This window comes from Ostreiculturibacter nitratireducens (assembly GCF_032670585.1).
GTDB lineage: Bacteria > Pseudomonadota > Alphaproteobacteria > Rhodobacterales > Rhodobacteraceae > Ostreiculturibacter > Ostreiculturibacter nitratireducens.
On sequence record NZ_JAVQHL010000001.1, the window covers coordinates 838,134 to 850,547 of the forward strand.

At 64.9% G+C, this 12,414-nt stretch carries 17 protein-coding genes and 2 pseudogenes; 14 read left to right on the plus strand and 5 right to left on the minus strand.

Annotation, left to right across the window (positions count from 1 at the left end; genetic code table 11):
* Positions 1 to 3: 3 nt before the first annotated feature.
* On the minus strand, positions 4 to 1,011 hold the full coding sequence (locus ABCN56_RS04010; RefSeq protein ID WP_343079475.1) for a class 1 fructose-bisphosphatase: 1,008 nt from the start codon (positions 1,009 to 1,011) through the stop codon (positions 4 to 6).
* A 98-nt stretch (positions 1,012 to 1,109) separates the two neighbouring features.
* On the opposite strand from ABCN56_RS04010, the gene cbbR reads away from it, so the two are divergent.
* Positions 1,110 to 2,036: a LysR family regulator CbbR gene (gene cbbR, locus ABCN56_RS04015; RefSeq protein WP_343079476.1), complete on the plus strand. Its 927-nt coding sequence runs from the start codon at positions 1,110 to 1,112 to the stop codon at positions 2,034 to 2,036.
* Positions 2,037 to 2,373: 337 nt separating this feature from the next.
* Here cbbR and ABCN56_RS04020 read toward each other — a convergent pair whose 3' ends face one another.
* Positions 2,374 to 2,526, minus strand: a complete 153-nt coding sequence (locus ABCN56_RS04020) for a hypothetical protein (RefSeq protein ID WP_343079477.1) — start codon at positions 2,524 to 2,526, stop codon at positions 2,374 to 2,376.
* A gap of 225 nt (positions 2,527 to 2,751) precedes the next feature.
* Here ABCN56_RS04020 and ABCN56_RS04025 point away from each other — a divergent pair, with 225 nt between their 5' ends.
* The 9 genes from ABCN56_RS04025 (at position 2,752) to ABCN56_RS04065 (ending at position 8,050) form a co-directional block, all read left to right on the plus strand.
* On the plus strand, positions 2,752 to 3,705 hold the full coding sequence (locus ABCN56_RS04025; RefSeq protein WP_343079478.1) for an AraC family transcriptional regulator: 954 nt from the start codon (positions 2,752 to 2,754) through the stop codon (positions 3,703 to 3,705).
* A 218-nt stretch (positions 3,706 to 3,923) separates the two neighbouring features.
* Positions 3,924 to 4,472, plus strand: coding sequence for a hypothetical protein (locus ABCN56_RS04030; RefSeq protein ID WP_343079479.1), 549 nt, complete (start codon positions 3,924 to 3,926; stop codon positions 4,470 to 4,472).
* Between the two features lie 185 nt (positions 4,473 to 4,657).
* Positions 4,658 to 5,689 carry an SH3 domain-containing protein gene (locus tag ABCN56_RS04035; RefSeq protein WP_343079480.1) on the plus strand — a complete coding sequence of 344 codons (1,032 nt, stop codon included), beginning with the start codon at positions 4,658 to 4,660 and terminating at the stop codon, positions 5,687 to 5,689.
* A 111-nt stretch (positions 5,690 to 5,800) separates the two neighbouring features.
* Positions 5,801 to 6,100: a hypothetical protein gene (locus tag ABCN56_RS04040; RefSeq protein WP_343079481.1), complete on the plus strand. Its 300-nt coding sequence runs from the start codon at positions 5,801 to 5,803 to the stop codon at positions 6,098 to 6,100.
* Between the two features lie 159 nt (positions 6,101 to 6,259).
* Positions 6,260 to 6,520: a hypothetical protein gene (locus tag ABCN56_RS04045; RefSeq protein WP_343079482.1), complete on the plus strand. Its 261-nt coding sequence runs from the start codon at positions 6,260 to 6,262 to the stop codon at positions 6,518 to 6,520.
* A 10-nt stretch (positions 6,521 to 6,530) separates the two neighbouring features.
* Positions 6,531 to 6,836: a hypothetical protein gene (locus ABCN56_RS04050; protein ID WP_343079483.1), complete on the plus strand. Its 306-nt coding sequence runs from the start codon at positions 6,531 to 6,533 to the stop codon at positions 6,834 to 6,836.
* A 92-nt stretch (positions 6,837 to 6,928) separates the two neighbouring features.
* The gene (locus ABCN56_RS04055; RefSeq protein WP_343079484.1) at positions 6,929 to 7,324 is read left to right on the plus strand and encodes a lysozyme inhibitor LprI family protein; all 396 of its coding nucleotides are present in this window, start codon (positions 6,929 to 6,931) and stop codon (positions 7,322 to 7,324) included.
* A gap of 154 nt (positions 7,325 to 7,478) precedes the next feature.
* Positions 7,479 to 7,745, plus strand: a complete 267-nt coding sequence (locus tag ABCN56_RS04060; RefSeq protein WP_343079485.1) for a hypothetical protein — start codon at positions 7,479 to 7,481, stop codon at positions 7,743 to 7,745.
* Complete coding sequence (locus tag ABCN56_RS04065) at positions 7,718 to 8,050, plus strand: hypothetical protein (protein ID WP_343079486.1); 333 nt, start codon at positions 7,718 to 7,720, stop codon at positions 8,048 to 8,050. Before ABCN56_RS04060 ends, ABCN56_RS04065 begins: the two co-directional genes overlap by 28 nt.
* 11 nt (positions 8,051 to 8,061) lie before the next feature.
* Here the strand turns inward: ABCN56_RS04065 and ABCN56_RS04070 are convergent, their stop codons facing one another.
* A complete protein-coding gene (locus ABCN56_RS04070) occupies positions 8,062 to 8,805 on the minus strand; it encodes an acetyltransferase domain-containing protein (RefSeq protein ID WP_343079487.1) in 744 nt (247 codons plus the stop codon).
* Between the two features lie 205 nt (positions 8,806 to 9,010).
* Between ABCN56_RS04070 and ABCN56_RS04075 the strand changes: the two genes are divergently transcribed.
* The 3 genes and pseudogenes from ABCN56_RS04075 to ABCN56_RS04085 form a co-directional block, all read left to right on the plus strand.
* Positions 9,011 to 9,361, plus strand: coding sequence for a hypothetical protein (locus ABCN56_RS04075; RefSeq protein WP_343079488.1), 351 nt, complete (start codon positions 9,011 to 9,013; stop codon positions 9,359 to 9,361).
* Positions 9,352 to 9,951 (plus strand): AI-2E family transporter, encoded by a 600-nt coding sequence (locus ABCN56_RS04080; protein ID WP_343079489.1) that lies wholly within the window; start codon positions 9,352 to 9,354, stop codon positions 9,949 to 9,951. The genes ABCN56_RS04075 and ABCN56_RS04080 overlap by 10 nt, the downstream gene beginning before the upstream one ends.
* 33 nt (positions 9,952 to 9,984) lie before the next feature.
* Positions 9,985 to 10,281: pseudogene (locus tag ABCN56_RS04085) on the plus strand (hypothetical protein); the annotation flags it as partial.
* A gap of 116 nt (positions 10,282 to 10,397) precedes the next feature.
* Here ABCN56_RS04085 and ABCN56_RS04090 read toward each other — a convergent pair.
* Positions 10,398 to 11,333 carry an SMP-30/gluconolactonase/LRE family protein gene (locus ABCN56_RS04090; protein WP_343079490.1) on the minus strand — a complete coding sequence of 312 codons (936 nt, stop codon included), beginning with the start codon at positions 11,331 to 11,333 and terminating at the stop codon, positions 10,398 to 10,400.
* Between the two features lie 384 nt (positions 11,334 to 11,717).
* Here ABCN56_RS04090 and ABCN56_RS19690 point away from each other — a divergent pair.
* A pseudogene (locus ABCN56_RS19690) lies at positions 11,718 to 11,804 on the plus strand (hypothetical protein); the annotation flags it as partial.
* A gap of 177 nt (positions 11,805 to 11,981) precedes the next feature.
* Here ABCN56_RS19690 and ABCN56_RS04100 read toward each other — a convergent pair.
* Positions 11,982 to 12,410, minus strand: coding sequence for a c-type cytochrome (locus ABCN56_RS04100; RefSeq protein WP_343079492.1), 429 nt, complete (start codon positions 12,408 to 12,410; stop codon positions 11,982 to 11,984).
* Between the last annotated feature and the right edge of the window lie 4 nt (positions 12,411 to 12,414).

Genomic DNA, 12,414 nt, shown 5'->3' on the forward strand with positions numbered 1-12,414 from the left:
TCCTCAGGCTCGAAACAGTCCACGGCTGCCGAAGAGGGCCGACACCTCCCCCTCGGGCAGATCGTGATAGGCGCACACGCGGTTCACCTTCTCGGCGGTGCCGAAGACGAAGGGCGTGCGGGCGTGAAGCGCGCTCGCGGTCTTTTCCAGGATCGCGTCGCAGCCGTCCGTCGCGCGCCCCCCGGCCTGCTCGACAAGCATGGCGATCGGCGCGCATTCGTAGACCATGCGCAGGCGGCCGTGTTGGTAGCCGTTCCGGCTGTCGGCCGGGTACAGGAAGATGCCGCCGCGCGTCAGGATGCGGTGTGTTTCCGCGACCAGCGAGGCCACCCAGCGCATGTTGAAGTTCTTGGCCCGTGGTCCCGTGTCCCCCGCGAGGCAGTCGTCGATATAGGCGCGGATCGGAGCCGACCAGTGCCGGTAGTTCGACGCGTTGATCGCGAATTCGCTCGACTTCTCGGGGATCCGGAGCGAGCGGTTGACGAGCGTGAAGCTGCGCGTTTCGGGGTCGAGGACGTAGTGCTGCACCCCGTCGCCGAACGTGACCAGAAGCGCCGTCTGCGGCCCGTAGATCACGTAGCCCGCCGCGATCTGTTCGTCCGCCCGCCGCAGGAAGGAGGCGTCCGCGTCGTCCTTCGCCTCGAAGACCGAAAAGATCGTGCCGATCGATACGTTGACGTCGATGTTCGATGAACCGTCCAGGGGATCGATGGCCAGCGCGAGCGTCCCTTCGGGGTCCATCGCGGCGACATCCTCACGCTCTTCCGAGGCATACCAGCGGACGCCGGTGCCCTCGAGAGCGGCCGCGAAAGCCTCGTCCGCGATCAGGTCCAGCGCCTTCTGTTGATCCCCGTCGGTGTTGCTGCCGACGGTCGCGCCCAGCGCGCCGCCGATCGGCCCCCGGGCGATCCGGAGCGCGAGGTCCCGCGCGACCCCGGCGATCGCGGTCATCGTCGGGACGAGCTTCCCGGGAATATCCGCCGTTGCCACGAAGGGGCTGCTGTCCGTCATCAAGGCCTCCTCTCCCCGACTCGAAGCGCAGCTTGATATTCGCGGTTTCGAATTATAAGAAAATTTAAAGTTTCTGTTTCTGGATTAGGAAAATGTGAATGCAGCGGCTGAACACGCTGACCTTCAAGCAGTTGCGCGCGCTCGACGCCGTGGCCCGCACGGGCTCCATCACCCGCGCGGCGGACGAGCTTGGGCTGACACCTCCGGCGGTGCACAGCCAGCTGAAGGCATTGGAGGAAAATTTCGGCTGCTCCATGCTGTCCCGAAAGGGCTCCGGCGCCTTCAACGAGACGCCCGAGGGCGCAGAGCTTCTGCGCGCCTTCGACAAGGCCCAAGCGGGGCTAGAGCTTGCGATTCACAGGATCGAAGCGCTGAAGAAGGGGTTTGCGGGGACGGTCGTCCTCGGCGTCGTCAGCACGGGAAAGTATTTCGCGCCCGGCCTCGTCGCCCGCCTCCGCCATGCCTATCCGGATATCGAAATCATCCTGCGCATCGGCAACCGAGACGCGATCATCACGGCTCTCCAGGACAGCGCGATCGACCTCGCGATCATGGGCCGCCCGCCGCGCGATCCGCCGGTGGAGTCGCTGCTCATCGGCGAGCACCCTCACGTCCTGATCGCCCCACCCGATCACCGGCTGGCGAAGGGTGGCTCCATCACGGCGGACGACATCTTGTCGGAGACCATCATCGTGCGCGAACCGGGCTCCGGCACCCGGATCCTCGCGACGCGCTACCTCGACCGGATCGGAGAAGGCCGCCCCTACGAGACGACCGAGATGGGATCCAACGAGACGATCAAGCAGGCGGTGATTGCCGGATTGGGCATCGCCATGATCTCGGCCCACACCGTCACCGAGGAACTCCGCACCGGCCGCCTCCGCGCAATCGACATCGACGGTCTGCCGATCATCCGCCACTGGTTCCTGCTGCACCGCCGGGACCTGCAACTGACGGGCGCGATGCGGACGGTCAGGAGCTTCATCGAGCAGGAGAAGGGAAGTTTCCTGCCGAGAATGACCTGACGGCGGGAAGCCCCGGAGGTGGGACAGGACCCGGCCCTCCCGGCATTCGCCGCCACCGGGGTTTTCACTGCCAAAGCCATGAGGAGTCGAATGGAGAACCCGAAAGACTGCGAAGGAAGGTGACGGGTTCCTTCCAGCGCGACGTGCAAGGCCCGACGGCCGGATGGTTCGAAACTTGCAGCTATGCAGTCGGCGTCCCGCGCGGACTCCCAAGCGGGGCACCGTCTTTTGAACGCGCTCCCAGGCATCCGAAAGCTCCATGCGGAGCCATACGCGCACCTGAAGAGCGCCCCTGAACCGTGTGCCGCGGAAATCGGCTAGTTCAGGAGGCCGGAACTCAGCCGCAGGTCGACTTCGGACCCTTGCACTGTCCACCAACGATAGCACCGGGCGGATCGCCGGCATCGTCCTTGTTGATCCACGGCGGCACCGCCGCCGCCGTCGTTGCGAACGCGAAAAGCGTTGCTCCGGCAAGCAGTAATTTGCGCATTTGTCCCTCCATTCAAATCGCTAAAAGATGATGGCAGCGTAGCACGATTCTTTGAATCCGCGAACCCCGCTGCACTTGGGCCGCCAGTCGCGCATCTTGCGAGCGTGGCTGCCACCAGATTGAGCATCGCCCCAGTTTCTTGCCGGCGGACTTCCCTCCGCAGTTCGAGTCCGTTGACTTGCGTCACTCCCGGAATAGCTGGTTGAGTAACCGACGCGAGAAATCATGCTGAGCTGGAATCTCGAACTCGCCATAGGCCCCGAAAACGAGGACGTTGGGACGCTGTCCAAACGCGTGGAGGACTTCCGTCTTCTCGACCCCGTCAAGGGCGAAATCCGCGTCAGGTCGCTCAAGCTCGGATCGGTGACGATATCGACGGCCATGTCCACCGGCTACGACATCAACAGCTACGAACCCTCCCGCTCCGTCTTCGCCACCCCCGTCGCCGGCTCAATGGCCATATCGACCGGTGGCTGCACATTCGATTGCCGGAGCGGCGGAGCCGTCTACCTGCGACCGGGTCGCCGGGAAAGCATGGTCCGCGCGCCCTCGGACGGGTACTTCCTGGGCATAGCCGTCGCCGCGCCCTACCCTGGCAGAACCGAGGCATCGCGGCGCGCGCGCTTTTTCGAGGCGGCCGTCGCGGATCCCGCTGCAAGCAGCATGAACGGCTTCCTTCAGTTCTTCGTTCGTGAGGTCTCGCGCCCCGGCAGCCCGCTGCACCGGCCGGAAGCGCAGCGCGCCGCGGAAGCGCTGTTCCTCGATTTCTTCGCGCAGATCGACGCAGCCGACGAAGACGTGGACTCCGAAGCGCCCAGCACCCTCGAAGCGCGCGTGCGGACGGCGGAGGAGGTCATGCTCGCACGCGCGGACGAGGCGCTTTCTATCGCGGACGTCGCGGCGGAAATCGGCGTCGGCATGCGTGCCTTGCAGGCGGCGTTTCAGGCCGTGCGACATTCCTCCCCGCGCGCTGTATTGAACGCTTACAGGCTGGACCGGGCCCGCGAGCGCCTTCTCATGGCCGGACCGGGTTCCCGCGTGAGCGACATCGCCCTTGATTGCGGCTTCTCGCATTTCGGCCGTTTTTCAAAATCCTACCGGCAGCGCTTCGGCGAACTCCCCTCCGAAACGCTCCATTCGGCCGTCCACTCGGAGCCCCGACGTCCAGCCGCAAGTTAATTTCGGCTGGATTCGCGTTTCGGATAGCGCCTTGCGCCATACGGCTTTCCACGCGTCGGTCATCGCGATCCAATTTCAATAACTCGAATCCGGGGGCTGTCGTGACAAGTATCCTTTCTTTCTAGTTTTTTCGGAACGCGCACGTTCGTCAAAGTTATGGGATTCCCTTTCCGACCGTGGGTTCGAGCCTTGATCGCTCTCTGGAGAAGGAAGGAAACATGAAATTTGTCTTTTCTGGAATTGCTGCTGCATCCGCCGTTCTCGCTCTGAGCGTGGCGCCGGTTCGGGCCAAGCCCAGCGAGGAGCAGATCGCCGGGGCCATAGCGCTGCTGGGCATCGCGGCGCTCGCCCATCACGAAGGTCATTACCGGGGCGGATGGAGCCCGACGAGCGAGGCCGAGACCGCCGATTTCGAACGCGGATACCGGGACGGGCTGCACAACGAAAGATACGATACGCGCTGGGATACGCGCGCCTACAGCGAAGGCTACGACGCCGGCCAGAAGGAGCGCAGTCACCGCCTTTCGCACAGCGGCAACCGTTCACGGGGTGACCATGTCGACGCGCCGACGCTCGCCGTTCGTGGCTGCGTCGGGGAGGCCTCGGCGCAATGGGGGCGCGACCCGCGCGACATTCATGCAACCAGGTCGCGCCAGATGGGCAGCAACGACTTCTACATCGAGGTCGGGGCCGGCCACCATCACGGCGTGTGCGAAGTTGGGGCCACTGGCAACATCTACCAGTTCCAGAAAGGCCGCCTCAAGTAACGGTCGCCGGGCGAAACGGTTCCACGCCGCGAGGTGCGGCCGGTTCGCCCGCGAAGCGGCAAACCATTTCGACGATCGGGCTGAAACCTCGTCTGTCTGATCACGGAAGGCCGCTTTCTTTCCCGCGCCCACCGATACCCCGGCCAGGGCGCGGGAATACCAACTCAAACTTGGTCGGTGAAGCGATGAAAACGCCATCAAGAATCGTCACGTTGATTGCCGCCATCCTGATCGGCGGTGCGGCGGCGGCCCAGGTTTCCGAAACGCGAGCTTATCGCGTGCAGTTCCCGGCAGGTTCGACCGGGGCGACGCTGCGGGACACGATCACGGGTTACGAATCCGTGGTCTACCGGCTCTCCGCTCGCGCGGGTCAGGCGATGACGATCACGCTGAGCGCCTCGAACTCCTCGACCTACTTCAACGTATACGGCCCGGGCCGCGGCCCCGGGGACCGGGCCTTGGCCACGAGCGACATCATGGGGCCCATGGTGCCGGGCCTGAACCGTTTCCAGGGTCAGCTTCCCGAAACCGGGGATTATCGCATCTCGGTCTACCAGTTCCGTTCGGCCGCCCGGCGCGGGGAACGGTCGAGCTTTACCTTGCAGGTCAACATCACCGGGGGCGCCGTGCAGCTTCCCGGCGGCCCGCCGGTGGCGAACGGGGACCCGGCTTTCTGGCGCATCACGGGCCTGACACCCGGGGACAGACTCAACGTCCGCAGCGGACCGTCGACCAGCTATCGCGTGATCGACCGACTGGCCAGTGGCGAGATCGTCCGCAACCGCGGCTGTTCCCTCAACCCGAGCGGCACGCGCTGGTGTCAGATCAACCGTATCGGACAGCCGGGCAACACGGGATGGGCTTCGGCGCGCTACCTGACCGCAGCCCGCGAACCTGCCGGCGGCGCGACCCAACTGCCGGGCGATGCGCTCGTGCCAGGCACAGGGTTCAATGCGACCGGGCAGATTTCCTGCACCATCGACGGACGCACGCGGCAGTGCAACTTCGGCGTCGTCCGTCGCGGCAACGGCGACGGGACACTGACCATCACGATGCCAGGCGGCGCCCGCCGCAACATCGAATTCCTCGCCGGGCGCCCGGTGTCCTCGAACTCTCCCGCAGGCATTTTCGGCGAGTGGTCGGGAGACGACGTGACCGTCTTCATAGGAACTTACGAGCGCTACGTCGTGCCCAACGCTGTGCTCTTCGGCGGATGAGACATGGGGGCCCAAGACAGAGGACCAGAGAACGATCCGAACCCGGACTGAGGCACGAACCTCGCACCGCCGCGATTTCAGAAACCAACTCAGGGAAGAAAGGAACATTCCATGGCTTTCACGACCACTACCAGGCTCGCCTCCATCGGCATCGCGATGCTCGCCCTCGCCGGCTGCGTCGAGGAAGAGCCGGTGGCAATGCGCACCGGCAGCGCCATCGATGAAAGTGCCTGTCTCGACGCGGTCGCCCGCCAGACCGGCAACAGCGTGAGCATCCTCAGCTCCGAGTTCTCTCAGGCGAACACGCTCGTCATGGTCGGCGTCGGGCCGGATCGGGCGCCGTGGCGTTGCCTCGTCTCGGGCGGCATCGTCGCCGAAGTGATGTCGATGACCGACGAAGGCTATCTCTGATGCCCGACCGCGGCCGGGTGACCCGCCCGGCCGCGATCCGGCGCTGGCCAAGGAAGGGAGCACGTTGTTTGCCCCGCTCGGCGGCAGCATCCGAGAACGGCGCGAGAAAGACAGAGGCACGGTGACACGCCGAGCCATTCGGAGTTCGCAGTTACGACCATGTGCAAGGCGATCGTGATAGTCTTCGGTCTCGCATACCTGGCTGCGCTGGCAATCCTTCTGATCGGCACCTACGGCCTTTTCGGGCAGGAACGCGATCCGCTTTCGGCCGTCTTCCTGTTTCCCCTCGGCCTGCCGTGGAACCTCTTCCTCGACCCCTTCCCCGATGCGGTGAGGCCCTGGCTCGCGGCGCTCTCACCCGCACTCAATCTGCTCATGTTGCGCGGAGTCTGCCGCGCGATTTCGGGCTCGGAAACCTAGGAGTTGAATCATGGGCAAGTTTCTTCCGGCGATCGTCGGGCTCGTCGTTGGCATCGTGATCGGAGGCTACGGCGCGCTATCCCTGGGAGGCGGCGCGATGATGGGCGCCGGAGCCGCCACCGGTCTCGTCACCGGCATGTGCTCGGTTGTCGAAGCGGCGGAACAGACGGCACTCCTGACGCCCGAGCAGATCGACCAAGTCCTGGCCCGCGCGGCCGAAAACATGTCGAGCGGCGAACTGCCCGAGGGAGCCGAGATCGCCGGAAGCTCGGAACAATGCGCCGAGGCGCTGGCGAAGCTGCGCGCGGCTCAGTGATCCCGTCTCGAACCTGAACGATGCGGGGCGCCAATGGCGGCGCCCTTTCCGAACAACCCGGATGGCGCGCCATCCCAAGCGAAAGAGCCAACATGCGATCGATAGCCCTGACCCTTGCCACCGCGCTCGCCCTGCTTCCGATGACGGCGGCGGCCGATCCATCGTTCGAATGCAGCATCAGCAACGGCAGCCAGGTGGAAATCGGGAACTGCGTCGCCGAAGCCGAGGCCGTCGTGGACAAGACGGTGGAACTGACACTCGGCTTCGCCATGAATGCGGCGCAGGAGCTGGACGAGATCACCGTGCGGGACGTCGCCGTCCCCGCGCTGGAACAGGGGCAGGCCGCGTGGTCCGCCTACCGGGACGCACATTGCGAATATGTCGGCTCCACCTTCGGCGGCGGTTCGGGGACCAGCATCGCGATCCATGCCTGCCGGGTAGAGCTTGGCCGTGCACGGGTGAGCGAACTCATGAAATACGCGCAGTGACCGTCAGGGCAGCCGGGAACGTCCTCGTTCGAAGCGCTGACCGCCGACCTTGCGAGACCGGTGCGGCGCAAAGTGCTGATAATGGAGCTGTCCAGGTGTTGACTAGGTTTGCCGCCAAGTGTGCAGCCAACCGCGTCAGATCCTTTACGAAAGAATGAGTGTTCCGACTGGCCTCTCTGGGCCCCCTGGGCGTTCTGGCGGCCGTTTCAGCCGCCGTCCCGGCGCTGGCCCGGATGGCGCCGGGGCGACGGGGCTGATCCCGGAGATCGCCGTCAGGGGCCAGGGCTGGAACCATCTGACGAACCGGCAGGAAATCCTGGAATTCGGCCTGACTCTCATCCAAGCGGTGGCCTTCACGGCGGCGATCACCTGCCACCCGGTCAGCCTCGCGGCATGCCCGCATCATCCGGCTCGATCCTGATCTCGTCATCAGCACCGGCGACATGGTCGCCGGGGAGCGCCGCGATCCGCTACCCGGTCTCCTTCCGGGGGGTGCTTTTCGTTTCGCTGGACGTGACCACCGTCGGGGCGCTTCCCGAGGGGGAACAGGAGTGGCTGCGGCAGATTCTGCGGGAAGAGGACGTCCGGCACCGCGGGACGGAGGTTATCGTGGCCGGCGGCGTCGAGCTCTACCTCAGCGGCCACCACCACGCCTACTATCTTTGCCGCCCGCGATCGGACATGGCCGCGCACGGGCTGGTCCGGCGGGATCTGGCGACGCCCTGAGACGGGCGGACTCAGCGCAGGAAGCGCGCCGCGGCGTAGAGAACGCCGAAGAGAACGGGCTGGTGGATCAGGTATATGCCGAGACTGTGCCGCCCCGGCCAGACGAGAATTCCAAGCCCCCTGCCCCAATCCCTCGTGCCGCGCCGAAGCGCATCCCAGATGCCGGCCTTGAGAAACAGCTTCGAACAGGCCAGCCCGAGGAGGAACGGGCCGAGCCAGGGAAATATCGGCTCGAAGTCCATCGAGCTCGGCCGCTCGCTCGACAGGCCGAGCCAGAGGAGATAGGGCGCGTCGAAAGCCTCGCTTCGCATGAACTGCGGCGCGACGAGCGCGAAGGCCGCCACCGCGATGGTGAACAGAGGCGGAAGCCTCAGGAACGCGAGGCCAATCACGCTTGCCGCCGCGATCGAATGCAGGATCCCGAAGAAGACATAGGACGGGCGCTGAAGGTAGTAGGTGGCAACGGTGATCGCAGCCGCTGCAACGATGAGAATGACGATCCTTCGGAAGAACTTGTTCCACTGGATGCCCTGCCCATGCGCGAGGTGCAGGCTCATCCCGGCCACGAACAGGAAGCTCCCGGCGACGAGCCTCGCGAACAGAAGCCAAATCGTCTGATGCGCCGTTCCAGGCGCGAGGAACCCGAAAAGCGTGAGGTCATAGACGGCATGGTAGACGATCATGCCGACAAGCGCGGCCGATCGTGCAAGGTCCAGCGCCGGTATGCGGCCCTGCGAACGCTGGCGATCCTGCATTTCTAGTCCTCCGCCGTTGCGCAGTTGCCCTTCCAGGTGCGGGCCGCCCCACCCCTCGGTCTCACCCCGAGTGTTAGTGGACCTCGTGCCTGCGGTCCATTCAGTTGATGGTTGCCTGCGCCCGGAGGCGGCGACCGCAGTGCCTGCCCTGCAAGGCTCTTGACCACATAGTTGCATGGCTCGGCATACGGCGGGGGACATGAACATGAGCGCAAAGCCAACGTCGGAGGAGCTGGAGCAGCAGATCGCGGCGATGCAGAAGGAGATCGCCGAACTCAACGCCCTCGTCCGATCTCTCGTCGAAGAACCGGAGGCGGCCGGCGAGCCGGGCCGGATGAAGACGGCAAAGGCAATGGCCGACTCCGCGGTGACGGAGGCGCACGAAATCGCTGACCGCGTCACCGACTTCGTGGAAAAGCGGCCGATGCAGGGTGATCGCGAAGAGGGCCAGACGTCAGCCGTTCAGGCAGGGTCCGGCTCCCCGGACACCGGCGGCCCGGAAAGGCGCGCGTTCCGCGCTGGACCGCCCGCCTGGTCGAAGCTGCATTGCCCGTGATCGCGCTTCTCGGGCTCATGGTTCTCGCGGTCGATACGCTCGCGCCGTTCCTTCCCTCGATCCTCTGGGCGTTCGTTCTGAGCGTTGCACTCGCGCCGGCCTACAAGGCGCTGCTGCAGCGGGTCGGTGGACGCAACCTTCTTGGGACCTGGATCATCGGCGTTCTCATGGCGCTGATCCTCGTCCTGCCTATCTTCGGGCTTTCACGGGCGCTCATCGCCTTCATACCGGAGGCCATTGCCTGGGTTTCGGGAACCGGGGCGCCCAATCTCGGGCTGGAACTGTCGATCCCGAAGGAACCGGATCCCGTCCAGGGCCGTGTGATCGAGATGTGGAATTCGCTCGTCGCGGACCTTCGGCTCATCCGGGACCATTTCGGAGACGAAATGCGCCCGGTGGCCTTCTGGCTGATCGGTGAGGGTCGCCTGATCGGAACCTTAGTGGTCGAATTCGCCCTTGCCGTCAAACTCGCGGCCATCATGCTTCACCGCGCCGACACGATGACGCGCATGTTTCAGGGGCTTCCAGAGCGTATCGGCGAGGATTTCGCGCTGCAGATGGGCCAGCACGCCGTCGTGACGATCCGGTAAACGGTCCTCGAGCTACTCGGTTCCGCTGCGGCGCAGACGGCGGCCGCTTCCTGTGGCTATTTCCTGGCATCGCTGCCGCACTGGCCGATCCTGGCCCTGATGGCGTTCATTCTGGCGATGATCCAGATCGGTCCGATCCTCGTGTGCGCACCGGCCGCGGTCTGGCTCTGGGATGAAGGTCACACGGCCATGGCGATCTTCATGGCGGCCTGGGGACTTGTCGTTGTGGGGTTGATGGACAATTTCGTCCGCGCCGCCATCGTCTCGCGGGCAAGCGAGCTTCCCGCGATACTGGCGCTGATGGGCGCGATCGGCGGGCTCATGACCTAGGGGGTCGTCAGCACCACGACCCGGTCATCATGGCGGTCTGCCAGCAACTGATGCTTCGCTGTCTGGACCTGCGCGCGCCCTGACTGAAGCTCGAGGCCCGCCCGCCCGATGGACGATCAGAAATACGGAGCACCCTGCACGCGAACGTGGAGGGCGTAGAGCGACTGGCTCGCCGCCATGAAGAGCCGCGTCCTGTGGCGACCGCCAAAACAGAGATTGGCGCAGCGTTCCGGCAAGTGGACATGCCCGATGACGTCGCCATCCGGCGCAAAGACACGGACGCCGTTCAGGCCCTCCCCAACGCCCCATCCCGCCCAGAGATTGCCCTTCACGTCGCAGCGGAAGCCGTCGGGCGTCCCCTCGGGTCCGGCATCCGCGAAGACGCGGCCATTCGCGACGCCCTCCCCGTCATCCGTGACGTCGAACACATGGATGCGCCGCGGTCGAGCGCCGGATTCCACGACGTAGAGCCGCTTCTCGTCGGGCGAGAAACAGAGCCCGTTCGGCTGGTCTATCCCTGCGATGACGCAACTCATCCGGCCCGACGTGCCATCGATGCGATAGACGTTCGTGGGCAGTTCCGGCTCCGCGATGCTGCCCTCGTAATAGGTCGAGATGCCGAAGGTCGGGTCGGTGAACCAGACGCTTCCATCGGACTTCACGACCACATCGTTGGGCGAATTCAGCCGTTTCCCTTCGAACCGGTCGGCAAGAACCGTCAGCGCCCCGTCGAATTCCGTTCGCACGACCGCCCGCGCCCCATGCTGGCAGGAGATCAGACGCCCCTGGCGGTCGCGCGTGTTGCCGTTGGTGAAACCGCCCCGGCGAAAGACGCCGACCGCGCCCGTCTCCTCCTCGAACCGCATGAGACGGTCATTCGGGATGTCGCTCCAGATCAGGCAGCGCTGGTCGCCGAACCAGACCGGCCCTTCGGCCCAGCGCATACCCTGCGCCAGGCGCTCCACCGCCGCATGGGTTTCAACGAGGCCGCGAAAGCGCGGATCGAGGATTTCGACGGATGGGTCGGGATAGCATCCGCTCGGCGTCCACATTGCGGTTCCTCCAGCTCGGTGTCCGGCAACGGACGATCTGAAACAGGTTGGCGCGCTCACGGATGCGAGGTCTGGAGTGGCACAAACCGATCCTGCCCCGTCGAAACGGCTCTCCACCATCTTTAAGGAAACGAACCGGGCGCGGCTACCCGTTGACGAGCACGCCGGTTCGAAACACCTTCGCGCTGTCAGGGGAGTCCCGCCAAGGGGACCGAGAGGCAGACGGGGTGGGCGACCATGGGGTGAAGCGACCCTTTGAACCTGACCCAGTTGATATTGGCGCAGGAAGATCGCAGCGCACCCTCACGCAAGGAAACAGAGGGCGGCCTGCCCGCTTCATGCAATATCCACATCCCCGGTTGGATCCACGACATCCGCGTACCGATGTGGCGGATCGCGACCACGAACGAGTATCTACTGATCATCCACGACAGCTCCGGCCCCTGCCCCGATCCGGCAGCCGTGACCGATATCTCGGCCGGCCTCGCGCCACAGCGCGGTGACTGGCCGCGGCCGCGCGGCGACGTGGAGACCCGCGAGGGCCGCGCCGTCACCGCCGCGGCGCTGATGGCTCCCGGCGCCAGATCCGTTCTCGTCAATGGCGGTCACGCTTCCGGGGAGTTCGCCCGTCACAGCTCGTGGCAGTCTCTATTCCTGAATGGAGGCGAGGTAGAATACCAACTCCAGAATTCGGCCGCGCACCATGCGTTCGATTGTTTCCTTGTTGGTGGGGCCAAACGGATCAAGCTTCTGGATCATCTCGGCGCTGTAGCGGCTGCCCCAGATCGTCATGTAGCGGGAGCCGTGGGCCGCCACCTCTTCGCGTCCATCGATCACGCCATAGACTCGATTCACAGGAAATATGCCGCCGTTGTTCTTTGCCAGCTGTGTCAGGTCTGGCATCTCAACGTTGAGAAACGCTGCGAAGGTGCCGTTTCCCTTACCCTCGGGGCCGTGACACGTGGCACAACTTGCCGTGTATTCGAGTTGACCGACGCTTTCTTCTTGGGCCATCGCGGATGCGGCGGAAAGACCAAGCAGCATCCCAGCGACCAGCGAATTCGTCATCACTCTCATCATA

Excerpts from the sequence above, each read along its gene's own strand:
- ABCN56_RS04010 (WP_343079475.1), bottom strand. The coding sequence starts at position 1,011 with ATGACGGACAGCAGCCCCTTCGTGGCAACGGCGGATATTCCCGGGAAG.
- cbbR (WP_343079476.1), top strand. The coding sequence starts at position 1,110 with ATGCAGCGGCTGAACACGCTGACCTTCAAGCAGTTGCGCGCGCTCGAC.
- ABCN56_RS04020 (WP_343079477.1), bottom strand. The coding sequence starts at position 2,526 with ATGCGCAAATTACTGCTTGCCGGAGCAACGCTTTTCGCGTTCGCAACG.
- ABCN56_RS04025 (WP_343079478.1), top strand. The coding sequence starts at position 2,752 with ATGCTGAGCTGGAATCTCGAACTCGCCATAGGCCCCGAAAACGAGGAC.
- ABCN56_RS04030 (WP_343079479.1), top strand. The coding sequence starts at position 3,924 with ATGAAATTTGTCTTTTCTGGAATTGCTGCTGCATCCGCCGTTCTCGCT.
- ABCN56_RS04035 (WP_343079480.1), top strand. The coding sequence starts at position 4,658 with ATGAAAACGCCATCAAGAATCGTCACGTTGATTGCCGCCATCCTGATC.
- ABCN56_RS04040 (WP_343079481.1), top strand. The coding sequence starts at position 5,801 with ATGGCTTTCACGACCACTACCAGGCTCGCCTCCATCGGCATCGCGATG.
- ABCN56_RS04045 (WP_343079482.1), top strand. The coding sequence starts at position 6,260 with ATGTGCAAGGCGATCGTGATAGTCTTCGGTCTCGCATACCTGGCTGCG.
- ABCN56_RS04050 (WP_343079483.1), top strand. The coding sequence starts at position 6,531 with ATGGGCAAGTTTCTTCCGGCGATCGTCGGGCTCGTCGTTGGCATCGTG.
- ABCN56_RS04055 (WP_343079484.1), top strand. The coding sequence starts at position 6,929 with ATGCGATCGATAGCCCTGACCCTTGCCACCGCGCTCGCCCTGCTTCCG.
- ABCN56_RS04060 (WP_343079485.1), top strand. The coding sequence starts at position 7,479 with ATGAGTGTTCCGACTGGCCTCTCTGGGCCCCCTGGGCGTTCTGGCGGC.
- ABCN56_RS04065 (WP_343079486.1), top strand. The coding sequence starts at position 7,718 with ATGCCCGCATCATCCGGCTCGATCCTGATCTCGTCATCAGCACCGGCG.
- ABCN56_RS04070 (WP_343079487.1), bottom strand. The coding sequence starts at position 8,805 with ATGCAGGATCGCCAGCGTTCGCAGGGCCGCATACCGGCGCTGGACCTT.
- ABCN56_RS04075 (WP_343079488.1), top strand. The coding sequence starts at position 9,011 with ATGAGCGCAAAGCCAACGTCGGAGGAGCTGGAGCAGCAGATCGCGGCG.
- ABCN56_RS04090 (WP_343079490.1), bottom strand. The coding sequence starts at position 11,333 with ATGTGGACGCCGAGCGGATGCTATCCCGACCCATCCGTCGAAATCCTC.
- ABCN56_RS04100 (WP_343079492.1), bottom strand. The coding sequence starts at position 12,410 with ATGAGAGTGATGACGAATTCGCTGGTCGCTGGGATGCTGCTTGGTCTT.